Raw genomic sequence first — 16,068 nt, 5'->3', positions numbered from 1 at the left:
TATTGATGAAAGTATCCCTAAAAATTCTATCAAGTTGATTTATACGGCTTTCTTCGATCAATAGGAATCTCTTATGCCTTCCAGACTCCATAGCCTCTTCAATGAAAATATCTTCATTAAATCTTTTGATCTTGCATCGTATTTCTTAATTTATAAATCGCTTTCGAGTGAATTTGGGATATCCGTGACGTAGATAAACTCATCACTTGTCCGATTTCGGTTAACGTCAGTTCTTCTTTATAAAAAAGCTGTAAAACCAACTGTTCTTTTTCATTTAGGGTTTCAATGACTTTGGCTAATTCCTCATACAGTTCATCCCTTAACACATGCTCCTCAGGTAAATCAGCCTTTTCATCTTTAATATGAAAATTCACGCTTTCTTTATCGTCCTCTTGGGGATTTTCATCCATAGATAGTACATTGGCAAAGAAATTCTCATTTAATGCAGCATATACTTCATCTTCCGGAATATTCAATTCAGCGGCAATTTCATTTGGCGAAAGGTTCCTCATGTATTGCTGCTCCAGCTTCTCTATTGCAGATTCAATTTTCTTGGCTTTATCTCTTGCACTCCGTGGAAGCCAATCCTCTTTTCTTAATCCATCTAAAATGGCACCACGAATTCTAAATGATGCATATGTGTCAAACTTGAGGTCACGCTTCGTATCAAAACGTTCCAGGGCATCGAATAACCCCATCATCCCTAAACTCCTTATATCATCCCGGCTCACATTTTTAGGAAGACTTACTGAAATACGTTGAACATGGTACGATACGAGAGGTATGTATTTCTTTACCAAAATGTCCCCGGCTAGCGGATCTCTGCAATCCACCCAATTTTTCCAACATAACTGCTCCTCTTCGATGGTCAGATGAGACATTGGACATCCTCCTAACATTGTTATACGATTTGTGATCAATACGGCCCTTAAAGCCATATATGCAATAATAATTCGGTTGCAAATACATCTGTCATATTTTGGTTTTTAAAGAGTCAAATCCGATCCTATATGTTTTTAGTCCCTTTTGTAACGGTCCGTATATTTAGCAGACAATCATTTAAATTGAATTCAATCGTTCTTCCGCTATTTCCGCCAACATCTTCGGCAACGATTCTAATCCGCAAGTCAGATAACCCTTTCCGGACAGCTTCCACATTCCGGGGTCCGATTCTCATTAAATCCCCTCCGGAGGCAAATTGAAACATTTGTGCTCCGCCAGCCAGCTTCGCTTTTAGGAATGGCATTCTTGCGCCTTCTTTTACTAATACCTGCACTAATTCGTTTATCGCCGTATCTGCAAATTTGGCAACGTTGATCTGTCCCGATTTAGCGAGTGAAGAGTCTGGAAGCATGATATGGGCCAAACCTGCAATTTCTTTTTTTTCATCATAAATCACAACACCGACACACGATCCCAAACCTGAAGTACGAATCGTATAGGGAGGTTTTATTATATTCATATCAGCTATTCCAACCTTAACAACCTGGACCTTTACCGATTCAGTCATTAGGTGAGACTCCTAAGGCGGAAAAAATGATATCAAAAAATTCGGGATCAGGTAATAAAAAGAAATGACCACTAACCGAGTCAGCAAAAAGCTGGTCCTTTTCAAGTACAGTTTCAATGACGATGGCCGCGTCACTTACTTGAGATAATTCCAATAACCCATAACTGATCGTTGCCCCTGCCATATCGATGCTCAAGGAAGGAACGGATGGATAGATATTCAATCGGGTAAAATCAGAAAGGGCAGAGAGATAGGATCCCGATAAAATATTCCCTAATTCCTGAAGGCAAGAGAGTGCCAATTCAGTATAGGGTGCGGATTCCATCAAAAAGGTTTCATCACCAGTCATCCTACGAATCAAGTATTGGGCTACAGGTAGTGAAAGGATAAAAAACATACTTCCTGAAGCATCACCTTCTATTCTAAGAAAAACGCTGGCCACGACGTGATCGGCCCCGCCAGCCATTTCCATCATTTCATCAAAGGAAACGATTCGGACATTAGGAACATTCATATCAATTTTCCTATTAAGGATGGCAGAAAGTGCAGTTGCTGCGTTTCCTGCACCTATATTACCGATTTCCTTCAAAATATCGAGCTGAAGAGTGTTGATTTTCTCAATGAACGACATATGATTATCCTTCTCTTAACATATTTTCAGTCATTTCAAGACTTAAGGCCTTCTCCAAATTAATCAGGACAAGCAGTCGCTTTTCAATTTTAGCCACTCCGCTAATGTATTCTGAAGCCAAATGTCCCACAACTTCAGGCTGAGGTTCGATACTCTCCACTGGAATATCCAAAACATCATTGGCAGAGTCCACTATTAACCCCACCTCCATATCATCCAGAATGACGATGATAATCCTTGTTGATTCATCGTATTCCACCTCTTCAAAATCAAAACGAACCCGTAAATCAATAATTGGAGTGATTACCCCCCTTAAATTTATGACTCCCTTAACGAATTTTAAAGCCTTTGGAACCCTGGTAATATGCAGTAGCTTTTCAATGCCGCTGACCTTATCCACTGGAATTGCATATTCCTTATCCTTTATTTGAAATACGATTACTTTCATATCCTCCGACATCTATTCCCCTCCTTTAATAAACTAATGATGATTGTGAAGTCTTGACGAAATCTGCATCGACACGGTCGAACCATCTCAATACCTGCACGATTCATCTATCATTCAATGAATCAATGTGTTGCAATCTATGATTAATGCAACTTGACCATCACCAAGTATCGTAGCCCCGGATATGGCAAATGCACTGGTTAAATAATTGCCCAATGATTTCAGAACGATTTCCAGTTGCCCGATAAATGAATCTACAACTAATCCCGCTAATTTATCACCTTTTCTTACAATGACCACAGAGAGGGACTCTTCTTCTTCCTGATTGATAGGAACTTCAAATATATCTTTCAAGAACAGAAGCGGCAGAACCTTACCCCTGAAGTCAATGACTTGTTGATTATGGGCATTCATGATATCTGCTTTTTTTATGATTGCTGTTTCTATGATGGAAGAAAGCGGTATGGCATATTTTTCGTTTTGGATGGCAACCAGCATGACAGAAATTATGGACAATGTAAGCGGAAGCTGAATAAGGAAGATGGATCCTTCATTTTCTTTGGAATCGATCGTCACAGATCCACCAAGGGACTCAATGGTATTTTTAACTACATCCAGCCCCACACCGCGTCCCGATACATCTGAAATGATTTCCGCTGTCGAGAAACCAGACGCGAATATCAATTCATAGATTTGCTTATCCGTTAGGGTGGCGGCAGTTTCCTTAGTTAATATCCCATTGGATAGCGCCTTGTTCAAGACTCGATCTTTATTGATTCCTGCGCCGTCATCCTCGATTTCAATGAAAACATGATTACCGCTGTGATATGCTTTTAACAGGATTTTCCCTTCTTCATTCTTCCCTTTCGCCCAACGTTCTTCAGGTGTTTCAATTCCATGATCCATGGCGTTCCTTATCAAATGTACGAGAGGATCACCGATTTCATCAATGACTGTACGATCAAGTTCCGTTTCGGCACCGTTAATTTCCAAATTGACTTTCTTGTTTAAGTCCCTTGCCAATTGACGTACCATTTTAGGAAAACGATTGAATACAGTTTCCACGGGCACCATCCGCATATTCAATACGATTGTTTGTAAATCACTGGTTATACGGGACATTCTTTCTACTGTTTCATGCAATTCTTGATTATCCAAATCACTTGAAATTTGATCAAGCCTGCCTCTATCGATTACTAGTTCCTCGAATAAGTTCATCAATATATCAAGCCGCTCAATGTTCACTCGAATGGTCTTGCTTGATGCCGTCTTAACGGGTGCCTGTTTTTTCTTATCATCATATTCCGTTGGAAGCTCGGCATTATTTGTCTCTTGTTTTGGGATTTCAGTAACTTTATAATCTTTAGAATGGGCGGCATACCGCAAATGTTCAAGATTAAGTGCATTTACAACAACTTGATTCACTTCTGAAACCTTCATGATTTTATTCTTTATCTCATCACTCGATTCCCTTGTTACCACCGTGATGGTAAATCGCTGATCGAATTGCTCTTCTTCCAAAAGTTCGACGGGTGGGTGTGACTTGATTACTTCACAGGACTTTTCAAGCACCTCAAAAACCATATACACCCTGGCAGCTTTTAAAAGACAGTCCTCACGCAACCCTATCGAAATTTCGAAGCTGCTGAATCCCTGATCCTTTGATTGCTGTAGTACTGTCCATTCAAATTCATCGTACTCTACAACAGTCATTTCCTCCTTTTCAAGGACGGCAGAAGCTGCTGCCACTTCTGCAATGGTTGAAGAAACGGGCGACTCGCCTTTTTCAATCATTTCCAGCTGATGGACAACCCCCATCACATTTCTTTTTCCATCTCCACCTTCAGCAATGGACATGACCATCGATTCTAAATCATCTACCGCTAAAAATATCACGTCAAACAATTCAGGCGAAAGAACGATTTGACTGTTTCGGATCGCATCCAAAACATTCTCCATTTTATGAGTTAAATTGGCTAGATCCTCATAACCCATAGTTGCCGACATCCCTTTTAAGGTATGGGCGGAACGAAAGATTTCGTTTACAATCGAGAGGTCTTCCGGGTTCTTTTCGAGTACCAGCAACTGTTCGCTGCATGTTTGAAGATGTTCTTTACTTTCTTCAATAAATACCTCTAAATACTGATTCATATCCATACAATCTCACACCTCCACGTGTTAACAATAGCTTATTACCGCTCTAGCTATTTTTTCTACATCCTCTATGCTATCTATTAACTTGGTATTGATTGCCGCCTTAGGCATACCAAAAACGATTGAAGTCTCCTGTGATTCGGCTATCGCTTTTAAAGGACCCTTTTTTTTCAGCTTGGTAAGCCCCTTTGACCCATCCATCCCCATCCCGGTCATAATAACGGCTATTTTCGCATAATCATTCATTTCACTCACCGATTCAATTAGCACATCAACCGACGGGCGATGTCCATTACGCAATTCGGATTGATCCAAAAGGATTGCCCAGCTCATTCCGACTTTCCTCACTTTCAAGTGATAACCTCCAGGTGCGATGTAGGCGACACCTTTTTGAATCAGTTCTCCCTCTTCAGCTTCCTTCACTTTAATCTTGCATAACGAATTCAGGCGTGTTGCCAAGGATTTTGTGAAACCGGGGGGCATATGCTGGACAATGAGTATAGGAGCATCAATGTCTTCTGGAAGTCCTGTCAAGACAGTCTGCAGAGCTCTCGGGCCTCCTGTTGATGTACCGATAACTATTATTTTTTTGTATCCATAGAACCATTTTCTTCGATTTTTTTCATTTATTGACGATGCTACTGATTCTATTTTACTATATTTTTCCCAAACGGATGGGCTTCTTTCAATATTTCTCGCATTTTTTTCTAGTATGTGAACATTTGCCCTGCTGGCAGCCATAACTTTTTCATGGAGTTCTTTCTTGATTTTATGTAAGTCCAATGAAATGGCTCCCGAAGGTTTAGCCACAAAATCAAAGGCTCCGCTGTTCATCGCGGCCAATGTATTTTCCGTTCCTTTTTTTGTTGTGCTTGATAACATGACTACAGCGGTTGGACATTCATTCATGATCCGGTTTAATGCTTCCAACCCGTCCATAATCGGCATTTCCACATCCAAAGTCACGACATCGGGTTTTAAAGTCTTTATTTTTTCTATGGCATCTATTCCATTCCTGGCAGTCCCGATGATTTCCATCCTGCTATCTTCTGCCAAAAACTCTGAGATTAACTTTCTCATAAATGCAGAATCGTCCACTATCAGCACTTTTACTTTATCCATAGAAGGAGACCTACTTTCCCAAAAAATATCTCTTTATATTTTGGAGGAAACGGCTTTTTTTGCAAAGTCAATTCTTCCCCAAATGAATGATTTGCATATCTCGAAGCAATGTCCACGATGGCTTTGGATACATCGGCTTCAGAATCGAAAAGGAGAAAGGGCATTTGTTTGGCAACAGATTGGGGTACGGTTCTATCATCTGGCAAATAACCTAGTGCTACAGCTTCAGAACCTAAAAATTTCACTAGCGCATTTTGTAGCCGATTAATCGTTTCTTTGCCGTCTTTACTCGAGAAAACACGATTGCAAACTAGGAAGAATGGAATCTCTTTGTTTACTGAATGAATATATTTCATTGCGGAATATGCATCCATGATGGAAGTAGGTTCAGGCGTCGTGAGAACGACCAATTCATCCACACATAACAGGAATTTCATGGAATCCTCAGTGATGCCTGCACCCATATCAAATAAGATATAATCGTAATTTGCCAGCAATAAACTGAATTCTTCATTAAAGCGGGTATACTTATCTTCATCAAGTGAAAAGAGATTCGTCATCCCTCCTCCTGTAATGATTGAAATATTTCCCGGTCCTGACATAATGATATCCTTCAACCTACATTCTTTTTCAAAAAAATCAATAATACTGCAGGGCGAATGTTCCCCAATCAAAATATCAAGATTCCCCATACCGATATCCATGTCGAACAACAGTACCTTTTTCCCTCTTTGGGATAAGGCAATGGAAAAATTCAAAGAAAAGTTTGATTTTCCCACTCCACCTTTACCGCTTAAAACGGCAATCGTTTTGGCCATTGATTGATTTTGGCGGGCTTCCAATCTTCTTCGTAAATTCTCAGCTTGATCTTTCATATTTTTTAGCCCCAAAAGCCATTTTCATTAGCTGTGATGATGTAGCTATTTCAATATCGTCCGGTACATTCTGTCCATCTGTTATATAGGCGGCTCCTAATTTATGAGTGTGTATAAAGTTGAATACAGGCCCGAAAGTGGAAGTTTCGTCCGCTTTTGTAAAAATGACCTGTTTAAGCGGTATGGCAGCAAACTGTCGATAAATATCTTCCATATCCTTCTGTTTAGAGGTCAATGACAGAACTAAATAGGTTTCCATCTCATCTGTAAAATGGATGATTTCATTAAGATCCTTAACATATTGCGCGTTACGGAAATTCCTTCCGGCCGTATCAATAAAAACAAAATCATAATGGGAGAAGCGTTCAGCCGCCCTTTTGAAGTCTTCCAGATTATAAGCCACTTCTATGGGAACGTTTAAGATCTTGGCATATGTCTTAAGTTGATCTATTGCAGCAATCCTGTACGTATCCGTCGTAATGAAAGCCACCTTTTTATCATGCTTCAACATGGTTTCTGCAGCCACTTTTGCCAGGGTCGTCGTCTTTCCCACACCTGTCGGGCCAACAAAATTAATATACTTTTTTTGCAGCCCGGTTTTTCCATTATCGACCTTTTCCAAAATCCCGAACATGGCTTCTTCCAACCAAACTTGAACCTCTTCATCAGTGGATTGTTGTTTAAAAACGAACCATTTTTCAAGAAGTTCATCCATGATTTTGGACCGAAGTGAACGATCCACTTCCTGCCCGGTTAGGTATTCATGCATTTTCTGCAGTTTCCCCGGATATTTTTTATCAGTTGAATAGATTTGCAAACTCTTTATCATATCTTTCAAACCTTCGATTTCTTTTAATAAGTCAGCACTTTCACTATTCCCTTTATTAGGTTCAGGGGCATGACTTGCCATTTCCAGCTTTGATGGCAACTTCTTCGATTTTTGCTTGGTTACGGCTTGGATAGGCTGGGGCACAGGGTCTATGGCTGCAATGACTTCAATATTCCTCTTCTTGAATAACCCTAAGAAACCACCAGTATATACAGCCTTTGAACAAGATTACCGCATCACTGCCTAGTTCCTCCCTTATTCGCTTCATTGCCTCGTTCATTGATGGCGCCAAATATTTCTTTACCTTCAATCGAAATTCACCACCCCTACACTTTGTACTTCTACATTCGATTCGAGTTCATTGTATGAAAGAATCGGTACATTAGGAAAATAACGTTCAGTTAATTGCCGGGCATACATCCTTACTGCTGGAGAGCAGAGTAAAATCGGTTGGTGATCCATTAGGGTCAGCTCTTCCAATTTGGCTGCAATTGCCTCCAATATGGATTGCGATAGAGTTGGATCCAATGATAAAAAATTACCATGTTCGGTTTGCTGTACACCATCCGCGATGGTCTTCTCCACTTTCCCCGATAATGTTATGACTTTAATTCTATTTTCATCCGTAATAAAAGAATTCGTTATTTGTCTGGCTAAATTCTGCCTTACATACTCAGTAAGCAAATCTGTGTCAGTCGATAACTTGCCATAATCAGCAAGTGTTTCGAAAATGATCGGTAAGTTCCTTATTGAAACTTTTTCCTTCAATAATTTTGCCAATACCTTTTGTACATCTCCTATAGACAAAGGATTCGGAGTGACTTCCTCCACCAGTATAGGTGCCGATTCGTGAAGATGATCGATCAATTGTTTCGTTTCCTGCCTGCCCAATAATTCCTGCGCATTGGCCTTTATGACTTCCGTCAAATGAGTGGATACAACGCTTGGCGGGTCCACAACTGTATAACCCAACAACTCGGCATGTTCTTTCATGTCATCCGTGATCCACTTGGCTGGTAAACCGAAAGACGGTTCTATTGTATCGATTCCTTCTATTGAATCATCCACCATCCCTGGACTCATGGCCAAGAAATGATTAAGGAGCAATTCCCCCTTTGCCATGACGCTTCCTTTAATCTTCAGCCGATACTCATTGGGATTCAACTGAATGTTATCACGTATTCTGACAACTGGGATCACGAGCCCCAATTCAATCGCAAGCTGCCTGCGGATCATGACGACCCGGTCCAGTAGGTCTCCCCCTTGATTGGCATCCGCAAGCGGAATCAATCCATATCCAAACTCAAATTCGATCGGGTCGACACTTAAAAGGTTAACGACGCTTTCTGGACTTTTCATTTCATCGGTTTCCAACACTTCTTCCATTTCTTGTATTTCACTTTCGTCCTGCTTCGGTATCCTTGAAATCGTATACCCTCCAACGACTAATAAAGCAGCAATCGGAATGGTGAATAAGTCGGAAATGGGAGTGAATAACCCTAAAAGGAAAATGGTTGCTGCTGTTAGGTAAAGCATTTTGGGAAATTGAAATAACTGTTCAACAATGTCCGCTCCGAGGTTTCCATTCGAGGCAGCCCGGGTTACAACTATTCCCGTAGCTGTAGAAATCAATAAAGCTGGTACCTGACTCACGATACCGTCACCAACCGATAACATGGAAAAATGGACGGCTGCCTCTCCAAAGCTCATGTCCAATTGCATGACGCCAATGATCATACCGAAAATCAAGTTAATGATGACAATGATGATGCCCGCTATGGCGTCCCCTTTAACAAACTTACTCGCTCCATCCATGGATCCATAAAAGTCTGCTTCGTTACTAATTTTTTCCCTTCTGGCACGAGCTTCGTTTTCGGAGATAATCCCAGCATTTAAATCTGCATCGATGGCCATCTGTTTCCCTGGCATCGCATCCAGCGTAAACCTTGCCGCCACCTCCGAGACCCGTTCGGAACCTTTCGTAATCACGATGAAATTGATGATGACCAAAATGATGAATACAACTAATCCTACAAGCACGTTACCGCCGACTACAAATGAACCAAAGGTTTCTACAACTCCCCCAGCATCACCATATGTCAAAATGGCACGAGTCGTGGAAACATTCAACCCCAGCCTGAACAACGTCAGTAAAAGGAGCAAGGAAGGAAAGATTGAAAATTCGAGAGGCTCTTTCATATTCATCGTAGTCAATAGAACCAGCAACGCAAGAGAGATATTTAATAGGAGTAAAATACTTAACAACCAGGTTGGCAATGGAATGACCAACATGGCAACGATCATGATGACGCTCGATATAACAACTAAATCTCTTGCTCGCATGTTTTTTTCTCTCCTAACTAGCGGGTTACCCTATTACTTCTTTACAGTTTACCTTTGGTTTTATATACAAAGGCCAGTATTTCAGCGACCGCCTTAAAGAACTCTTCAGGTATCGCCTGGCCTAATTCAGCTTGATCATATAAAGACCTGGCCAAAGGCCGATTTTCCACCATGATCACATCGTTCTCTTTAGCAATGAATTTAATTTTCTGCGCAACAAAATCAACGCCCTTTGCCACTACATACGGAGCCTCAGCTTTTTCTTGATCATATTTTAAAGCAATGGCAAAATGCGTCGGGTTGGTGATGACCACATCCGCATCGGGAATTTCCTGCATCATTCTTTGAGCGGCCATCTGCCTCTGCTTTTGCTTTATCTTGGATTTGATGAGCGGGTCCCCTTCGGAATTTTTATACTCATCCTTAATATCCTGTTTGGACATCCGGATGTTTTTTTCAAAGTCATATTTTTGATACAAATAGTCTAATAGAGCAATGAACAATAAGGCCACAGCGGCATAAAATCCTACTTTTATCGTAATATCCGCCAATGTTGCCATTGCTTCTTCCACAGAAATCTGTGATAAGATCATAATCTCATCCATGCGCTGCCATAGTACATAAGAGGCAACAAAACCAACAAATGCTATTTTAAGAATGGATTTCAATAATTCAACAATGGCCCTCATTGAAAAAATACGCTTGAATCCTTTAATGGGATCCAATTTTTCAAGTTTGAACTGAATGGATTCAGTCGAAAACAAAAATCCGACTTGCATGACATTAGCCAATATCCCAGCCACTAACGCTGCTGCGAAAACGGGTCCCAGGATAAGGCCCATCTCCTTTAAAACCTCAATCATGATAATTTGAATATTTTCCTCGTTGAATCCAGTCAAGGTAAAATGTTGCAGATGTTCTTTCATGAGACCGAGCAGATGATTATACATGTACGGTCCCATAAGCAATAATACTGAAAACACTGCAAGTAAATTCACAGAGGTATTTACATCCTGACTCTTTGCCACCTGACCTTTTTTCTTCGAATCCTGACGTTTTTTGGGAGTCGCCTTTTCGGTCTTCTCACCTGCGAAAAACTGCAAATCCAACTGAAACCTCTCCACATCAAACGCCTCCAATCAACTGCATTAGATGACGCATGGTCAAAAGCAAGAAATTGAAGAGTTGGGTGACAACTGTCATCATCATCCCCATTACCAGTATGATAACCGCTAAGCCGGCAATGATTTTCACTGGAATACCGACAACGAACACATTTAATTGAGGAACTGTCCTGGCAAGGATCCCCAGCGTGACATCCACTAAGAAAATACTTCCCACTACAGGTATGGACATTTGAAAAGCAATCATGAAAGCTTTGCTGAAAGCTCTGGCCAAATATTCTATCAGTGCATGATCTCCGAATGGTACAAATAATTGGTCAATCGGGATGAACTGATAACTATAAAAAATTCCATCCAAAAGCAAATGATGTCCGTTAGTGCTCAATAGGAATAATAAAGCGATCGTATAAAGGTATTGTCCCATCAACGGGCTTTGTGCCCCCGTTTGGGGGTCGATGACATTCGCTATTGAAAAACCCATTTGAAAATCAATCAATCCGCCAGCGACTTGAACGGCCGACAAAATCATATACGCTGTAAACCCAATGAAAAGGCCAACAAGCGCTTCCTTCATGATCAATAAATAAAACGTCACATCCAATTCCAGAACTGGAGCATCGATGGTGTAGTACATGATCCAGGCAAGGAAGATTCCAAGCCCGACCCGATGTTGTACCGGTATAGAACGGTACGAAAAAATCGGCATGGCCACGAAAAACGTAGTGACCCGGACTACAATTAATAAAAAGGCGGGAAAGTGCGGAAATAATTCCTCCATGCCCTACCCTACAAATCGATTCAGATTGCCGAATATTTCATTTGCATATGATAATAGGTGGCTCAGCATCCATGGAGCCAATAAAATGAGTCCCAATAAGACTGCGACGATTTTCGGAACAAATGCCAAGGTTTGTTCCTGAATCTGTGTAGTCGCCTGAAAGATGCTTACTACTAGTCCTACAATAAGGGCGATTACCATCAATGGACCGGCAATTATCAATACCATATAAATTCCTTTTTCTGCTATATCAATAACAAAATCTGCACTCATTTTTTCTCACCTGCTTAAAAACTCTGTAATAAAGACTTCACCACTAAATACCATCCATCAACAAGAATGAAAAGGAGGATTTTAAATGGCAGGGAAATCATGACTGGCGGCAACATCATCATCCCCATCGACATCAGAACACTTGCAACGACCATATCAATAACCAAAAAGGGAATGAAAATCATGAAGCCAATTTGAAAAGCTGTTTTGATTTCACTGATTGCAAAAGCAGGTACAAAGGCAGTCAAAGGAATGTCCTGTATCGTTTCAGGCTTATCCACCTTGGCATAATCCAAAAATAACGCCAAATCCTTTTGCCTTGTATGGGCACTCATGAATTCCTTGAATGGTATCGAGGCCTGTACATATGCCTCTTCTAAATCTATCTCTTCATTAAATAATGGGGTTAATGCCTTTTCATTCACTTCCTGTAAAGTCGGTGCCATTATGAAAAATGTCATAAAAAGTGCCAAGCCGACCAACACCTGATTCGGCGGCATCTGCTGTGTAGCTAGCGATGTTCTCACAAAGCTCAGGACAATGATGATTCTTGTAAAACAGGTCATCAAGATCAATATGCTTGGAGCCAGCGATAAGACAGTCATCAGAAGAACAAGTTTGACGGAAGTAGAGACATTAGTGGGATCACTGTTATTAAAAAACTCCATGAACTCATTCATTCATTGTCTCTTCCTTTCCTATCAAGCTCCTTTAACAGCTTTTTCCTGCTATCAGACATTTGATCAAGTTGACTTTTGAACTCTGCAGAGAAACTAGCGGTTTTTGAACCGCTTTTCTTCAACCACTTATTTTTCAACTTCATGGCAAGTTCCCCAGGCTGGATCATTTGATCGATCTTATCGTTGTGATCTTTCAAAAACTGTTCATATTCCTCGGGATCATCTATTTCTTTCAAAAGCTGAATATTTTCGCCGACCCCGATCACCAATATTCGCCCGCCGACCTTAACAAGCTGAACAGAACGGTTTGCACCAAGGGCCGTACCGCCTAAATTCTCCACTGAATTTGCCTTTTGATACGATTTACTTTTTTTATTAATGAACTTTAATAGGATATATAGAAGGGCCACTACAAAAATAGTAGCAAATATCATCCTCAGAAACTCCCAAACGGTTATCCCCACTTTGTCAGAATTCGTTGCCTGTTTGGTAGATTTCGAGTCTATTGATTCACCTTTATCCACCTTTAAATCATCTGGCTGTTCATAAACATCCTTCACTGTTTTTTCAAGATCTTCCGCATGGGCCTGTATGGCCCCAGAGAAGAATACTGCTATCATCAGTGAGAACTGAAGCCATTTTTTAATTAATACCAATATGAAGACACCTTCTTAACTTAATGCTTTATTTATGGCTTCCAAAACACGGTCTGCCTGGAATGGCTTCACGATAAAGTCTTTTGCACCCGCCTGGATCGCATCGATGACCATGGCTTGCTGCCCCATCGCTGAACACATGATGACCTTAGCTTGAGGATTTATCTTTTTAATTTCCTTTAACGCTGTAATACCATCCATTTCGGGCATGGTAATATCCATGGTTACAAGATCAGGATGGGTTTCTTTATATTTATCCACTGCTTGGGCGCCATCTGCTGCTTCCCCGACTATTTCAAAACCATTTTTAGAAAGGATATCCTTTATCATCATTCTCATAAATGCTGCATCGTCCACAATTAAAATTTTATTAGCCATTATTTTCGTCCCCCAAATTATTTTATTTTATTTAATCGTTCACTTTGGCTCATGATATCCGTAACACGCACCCCAAAGTTTTCATCAATCACCACTACCTCACCTTTTGCTATCAAGCGGCTGTTTACCAGGATATCCACTGGCTCTCCTGCCAATTTATCCAATTCGATGATCGATCCGGAGGAAAGCTCCAAAATATCCTTTACGGAGCGTTTCGTTCTTCCAAGTTCCACAGTCACTTGCAAAGGGATATCCATCAGCATGCTGAGATTTTTCGTTTCAGGCTCCTGAAGCTGATAAGGCTGGAAACTAGTGAAACTGGCAGGCTGAACATTCACCGGCTGTCCTGTTGGTACGGATGAAACTCCAAAATGTTGTGGTACATTCGGTATTTGGTTCATGGGTTGGGTTTGATGACCGCCTTGTCCATAAGTTTCATTTACCGATCGATCAGTCCGGTTATCCTGGAATGGTGCCGGCTCCTGAGTCGGAATGTTCATTTCTGGATCACTCAGTGCTTTTTGCGTATTCATATCGGCAGGTTGGCTTTCGCCCGTCCCATTTAATAATTCAGAAACTAACCCTTTAGCAAACTCTAACGGCAACAATTGCATAATGCTGGAGTCAATTAAGTTACCGACACGGAGGCGGAACGAGATTTTTGCAAATAAATCTTCGTCAGGTATCGCATTTTCACCAACACCATTTAAAAAGTTAAGTAAATCTACGCTAGGTGGTGAAATATCCACTTTTTTACTGAAAATGGTCGACATGGATGTCGCAGCAGAACCCATCATTTGGTTCATGGCTTCCTGGACAGCACTCAATTGAATTTCCCCAAGAAGGTCAGAAGGATTCCCCCCATCTCCGCCAAGCATCAAATCTGCAATGATAGCTGCATCGCTCTGCTTGATTACCAGCATATTTATACCTGAAAAACCTTCTGTATATTGCACTTGAATCGCTACGTACGGATGCGGGAATTCTTCCGCGATCTGTCCCCTTTCAATTAAAGTAACCGTCGGGGTGGTGATATCTACTTTCTGATTCAACAACGTGGATAGAGCAGTGGCCGAACTTCCGAAGGAGATATTACCAATTTCACCGAGGGTGTCGAGTTCCATCATTGATAAATGATCATCAATCGAAAGAGGGAACACCTCATCCTCTATATCACTTGTACCTTTTAAAAGGGCATCTATCTCGTCTTGTGAAAGCATTCCATCACTTACCATCTTCGTCTCCCCCTTTCAAAATATCAAGAATCTGGATAGCATGTTTTTTTCCTACTTTTCCTGGCTGCCCGCTGTATTTCGGGATCCCTCCAATGGTAATCGTCAAAGGTTCATCGATTGACTTATTTAAATCGATGACATCGCCAACATCAAGCAGCAAAAAATCCTCAATGGTGATGTCCGTGGAACCAAGTTCGGATATAATGGGAAGATCTGCGTTTCGGATACGCTTTTCCAAAATCATGATTTCCTCCGGGATTTTTTCCTTTTGGGAATTTTCCATCCAATAATGAGCGGACAACTTTGGTATGATCGGTTCCAATACGACGTGAGGAATGCAAACATTAATCATTCCGCTCGTTTCTCCGATTTGTGTGTTCAAGGAAATGACCACAACTGTATCGTTGGGCGAAACCAGCTGCAGGAATTGTGGATTCACCTCGAACTCAGTCATCACCGGGTCTATGTCAACAATCGTTCCCCAAGCCTCCTGTAAATTCTCAAAAGCCTTCTCGAATAAATTCGACATGATTTTCGTTTCTATTTCCGTTAAACTATCCACCTTATTCACGCTTATGCCCCGCCCGCCCAAAACGCGATCCATCATGGAATATGCGATATTCGGGTTGACCTCAATAATGATTCGGCCATCCAAAGGCGGCACCTCAAAAACATTAATGATAGTCATTTTCGGAATCGATCGGATAAATTCTTCGTATGGAATTTGATCTGCAGAAGCAACGGATATTTGGACATATGTTCTGAGCTGAGCAGAAAAGTATGTGGTCAGCAGCCTGGCAAAGTTCTCGTGTATCCTAGTCAAACTCCGGATTTGATCCTTTGAAAACCGAAGCGCCCTTTTAAAGTCGTATACTTTCACTCTTTTTTCTACTTCTTCTTTTTTTAAATCGTCTGCATCCATTTCCCCTGTGGAAATGGCCGATAACAAAGCATCGATTTCATTTTGCGATAATATTTCCCCGGACATTAACACTCACCTCCAAAGCTTCCCCTTCTAATTTAATGAAGCAA

General features: G+C 41.0%; 18 protein-coding genes. All 18 read right to left on the bottom strand.

Annotated elements, in window-relative coordinates; all coding sequences use genetic code 11:
• Positions 1–116 precede the first annotated feature (116 nt).
• The 18 genes from MKX49_RS06625 to fliM all read right to left on the bottom strand — a co-directional run bounded on the left by MKX49_RS06625 (position 117) and on the right by fliM (position 16,024).
• Complete coding sequence (locus MKX49_RS06625) at positions 117–881, bottom strand: FliA/WhiG family RNA polymerase sigma factor (protein ID WP_252269222.1); 765 nt, start codon at positions 879–881, stop codon at positions 117–119.
• 125 nt (positions 882–1,006) lie between these two features.
• Positions 1,007–1,510, bottom strand: a complete 504-nt coding sequence (locus MKX49_RS06620) for a chemotaxis protein CheD (protein ID WP_323598865.1) — start codon at positions 1,508–1,510, stop codon at positions 1,007–1,009.
• Entirely contained in the window at positions 1,503–2,141 is a 639-nt protein-coding gene (locus tag MKX49_RS06615; protein WP_048684797.1) for a chemotaxis protein CheC, read from the bottom strand. Before MKX49_RS06615 ends, MKX49_RS06620 begins: the two co-directional genes overlap by 8 nt.
• Positions 2,142–2,145: 4 nt before the next feature.
• The gene (locus MKX49_RS06610) at positions 2,146–2,601 is read right to left on the bottom strand and encodes a chemotaxis protein CheW (RefSeq protein ID WP_251538984.1); all 456 of its coding nucleotides are present in this window, start codon (positions 2,599–2,601) and stop codon (positions 2,146–2,148) included.
• 102 nt (positions 2,602–2,703) lie between these two features.
• A complete protein-coding gene (locus MKX49_RS06605; RefSeq protein ID WP_340875770.1) occupies positions 2,704–4,746 on the bottom strand; it encodes a chemotaxis protein CheA in 2,043 nt (680 codons plus the stop codon).
• 21 nt (positions 4,747–4,767) lie between these two features.
• Positions 4,768–5,865 (bottom strand): protein-glutamate methylesterase/protein-glutamine glutaminase, encoded by a 1,098-nt coding sequence (locus MKX49_RS06600; RefSeq protein ID WP_340875769.1) that lies wholly within the window; start codon positions 5,863–5,865, stop codon positions 4,768–4,770.
• A complete protein-coding gene (locus MKX49_RS06595) occupies positions 5,853–6,740 on the bottom strand; it encodes a MinD/ParA family protein (protein ID WP_340875768.1) in 888 nt (295 codons plus the stop codon). Before MKX49_RS06595 ends, MKX49_RS06600 begins: the two co-directional genes overlap by 13 nt.
• Positions 6,724–7,722 carry a flagellar biosynthesis protein FlhF gene (gene flhF / locus MKX49_RS06590; protein WP_340878487.1) on the bottom strand — a complete coding sequence of 333 codons (999 nt, stop codon included), beginning with the start codon at positions 7,720–7,722 and terminating at the stop codon, positions 6,724–6,726. The genes MKX49_RS06595 and flhF overlap by 17 nt, the downstream gene beginning before the upstream one ends.
• A gap of 13 nt (positions 7,723–7,735) precedes the next feature.
• The gene (locus MKX49_RS06585; protein WP_340875766.1) at positions 7,736–7,879 is read right to left on the bottom strand and encodes a hypothetical protein; all 144 of its coding nucleotides are present in this window, start codon (positions 7,877–7,879) and stop codon (positions 7,736–7,738) included.
• The gene (flhA, locus tag MKX49_RS06580) at positions 7,876–9,912 is read right to left on the bottom strand and encodes a flagellar biosynthesis protein FlhA (protein ID WP_340875764.1); all 2,037 of its coding nucleotides are present in this window, start codon (positions 9,910–9,912) and stop codon (positions 7,876–7,878) included. The genes MKX49_RS06585 and flhA overlap by 4 nt, the downstream gene beginning before the upstream one ends.
• A 41-nt stretch (positions 9,913–9,953) precedes the next feature.
• Positions 9,954–11,036: a flagellar biosynthesis protein FlhB gene (flhB, locus tag MKX49_RS06575; RefSeq protein ID WP_340875763.1), complete on the bottom strand. Its 1,083-nt coding sequence runs from the start codon at positions 11,034–11,036 to the stop codon at positions 9,954–9,956.
• A gap of 1 nt (position 11,037) precedes the next feature.
• Entirely contained in the window at positions 11,038–11,814 is a 777-nt protein-coding gene (gene fliR / locus MKX49_RS06570) for a flagellar biosynthetic protein FliR (RefSeq protein WP_252269209.1), read from the bottom strand.
• A 3-nt stretch (positions 11,815–11,817) separates the two neighbouring features.
• Positions 11,818–12,087 (bottom strand): flagellar biosynthesis protein FliQ, encoded by a 270-nt coding sequence (fliQ, locus tag MKX49_RS06565; RefSeq protein ID WP_048684818.1) that lies wholly within the window; start codon positions 12,085–12,087, stop codon positions 11,818–11,820.
• A gap of 14 nt (positions 12,088–12,101) precedes the next feature.
• Positions 12,102–12,767: a flagellar type III secretion system pore protein FliP gene (gene fliP, locus MKX49_RS06560; protein WP_323598857.1), complete on the bottom strand. Its 666-nt coding sequence runs from the start codon at positions 12,765–12,767 to the stop codon at positions 12,102–12,104.
• Positions 12,764–13,423 (bottom strand): flagellar biosynthetic protein FliO, encoded by a 660-nt coding sequence (locus MKX49_RS06555; protein ID WP_340875762.1) that lies wholly within the window; start codon positions 13,421–13,423, stop codon positions 12,764–12,766. Before MKX49_RS06555 ends, fliP begins: the two co-directional genes overlap by 4 nt.
• Before the next feature lie 15 nt (positions 13,424–13,438).
• The gene (locus MKX49_RS06550; protein ID WP_048684828.1) at positions 13,439–13,801 is read right to left on the bottom strand and encodes a response regulator; all 363 of its coding nucleotides are present in this window, start codon (positions 13,799–13,801) and stop codon (positions 13,439–13,441) included.
• 17 nt (positions 13,802–13,818) lie between these two features.
• Positions 13,819–15,036, bottom strand: coding sequence for a flagellar motor switch phosphatase FliY (gene fliY / locus MKX49_RS06545; RefSeq protein ID WP_340875760.1), 1,218 nt, complete (start codon positions 15,034–15,036; stop codon positions 13,819–13,821).
• Positions 15,026–16,024: a flagellar motor switch protein FliM gene (gene fliM, locus MKX49_RS06540; protein WP_251538972.1), complete on the bottom strand. Its 999-nt coding sequence runs from the start codon at positions 16,022–16,024 to the stop codon at positions 15,026–15,028. Before fliM ends, fliY begins: the two co-directional genes overlap by 11 nt.
• Positions 16,025–16,068: the final 44 nt, after the last annotated feature.

The organism is Peribacillus sp. FSL M8-0224 (assembly GCF_038003055.1).
GTDB lineage: Bacteria > Bacillota > Bacilli > Bacillales > DSM-1321 > Peribacillus > Peribacillus frigoritolerans.
Note: the sequence above shows the minus strand (reverse complement) of the source record. Positions and strands in the feature narration are given on the sequence as shown.

What these genes read in the sequence shown, in the direction of transcription:
- MKX49_RS06625 (WP_252269222.1), bottom strand. Translation starts at nt 881, where the DNA reads ATGTCTCATCTGACCATCGAAGAGGAGCAGTTATGTTGGAAAAATTGG.
- MKX49_RS06620 (WP_323598865.1), bottom strand. Translation starts at nt 1,510, where the DNA reads ATGACTGAATCGGTAAAGGTCCAGGTTGTTAAGGTTGGAATAGCTGAT.
- MKX49_RS06615 (WP_048684797.1), bottom strand. Translation starts at nt 2,141, where the DNA reads ATGTCGTTCATTGAGAAAATCAACACTCTTCAGCTCGATATTTTGAAG.
- MKX49_RS06610 (WP_251538984.1), bottom strand. Translation starts at nt 2,601, where the DNA reads ATGTCGGAGGATATGAAAGTAATCGTATTTCAAATAAAGGATAAGGAA.
- MKX49_RS06605 (WP_340875770.1), bottom strand. Translation starts at nt 4,746, where the DNA reads ATGGATATGAATCAGTATTTAGAGGTATTTATTGAAGAAAGTAAAGAA.
- MKX49_RS06600 (WP_340875769.1), bottom strand. Translation starts at nt 5,865, where the DNA reads ATGGATAAAGTAAAAGTGCTGATAGTGGACGATTCTGCATTTATGAGA.
- MKX49_RS06595 (WP_340875768.1), bottom strand. Translation starts at nt 6,740, where the DNA reads ATGAAAGATCAAGCTGAGAATTTACGAAGAAGATTGGAAGCCCGCCAA.
- flhA (WP_340875764.1), bottom strand. Translation starts at nt 9,912, where the DNA reads ATGCGAGCAAGAGATTTAGTTGTTATATCGAGCGTCATCATGATCGTT.
- fliR (WP_252269209.1), bottom strand. Translation starts at nt 11,814, where the DNA reads ATGGAGGAATTATTTCCGCACTTTCCCGCCTTTTTATTAATTGTAGTC.
- fliQ (WP_048684818.1), bottom strand. Translation starts at nt 12,087, where the DNA reads ATGAGTGCAGATTTTGTTATTGATATAGCAGAAAAAGGAATTTATATG.
- fliP (WP_323598857.1), bottom strand. Translation starts at nt 12,767, where the DNA reads ATGAATGAGTTCATGGAGTTTTTTAATAACAGTGATCCCACTAATGTC.
- MKX49_RS06550 (WP_048684828.1), bottom strand. Translation starts at nt 13,801, where the DNA reads ATGGCTAATAAAATTTTAATTGTGGACGATGCAGCATTTATGAGAATG.
- fliY (WP_340875760.1), bottom strand. Translation starts at nt 15,036, where the DNA reads ATGGTAAGTGATGGAATGCTTTCACAAGACGAGATAGATGCCCTTTTA.
- fliM (WP_251538972.1), bottom strand. Translation starts at nt 16,024, where the DNA reads ATGTCCGGGGAAATATTATCGCAAAATGAAATCGATGCTTTGTTATCG.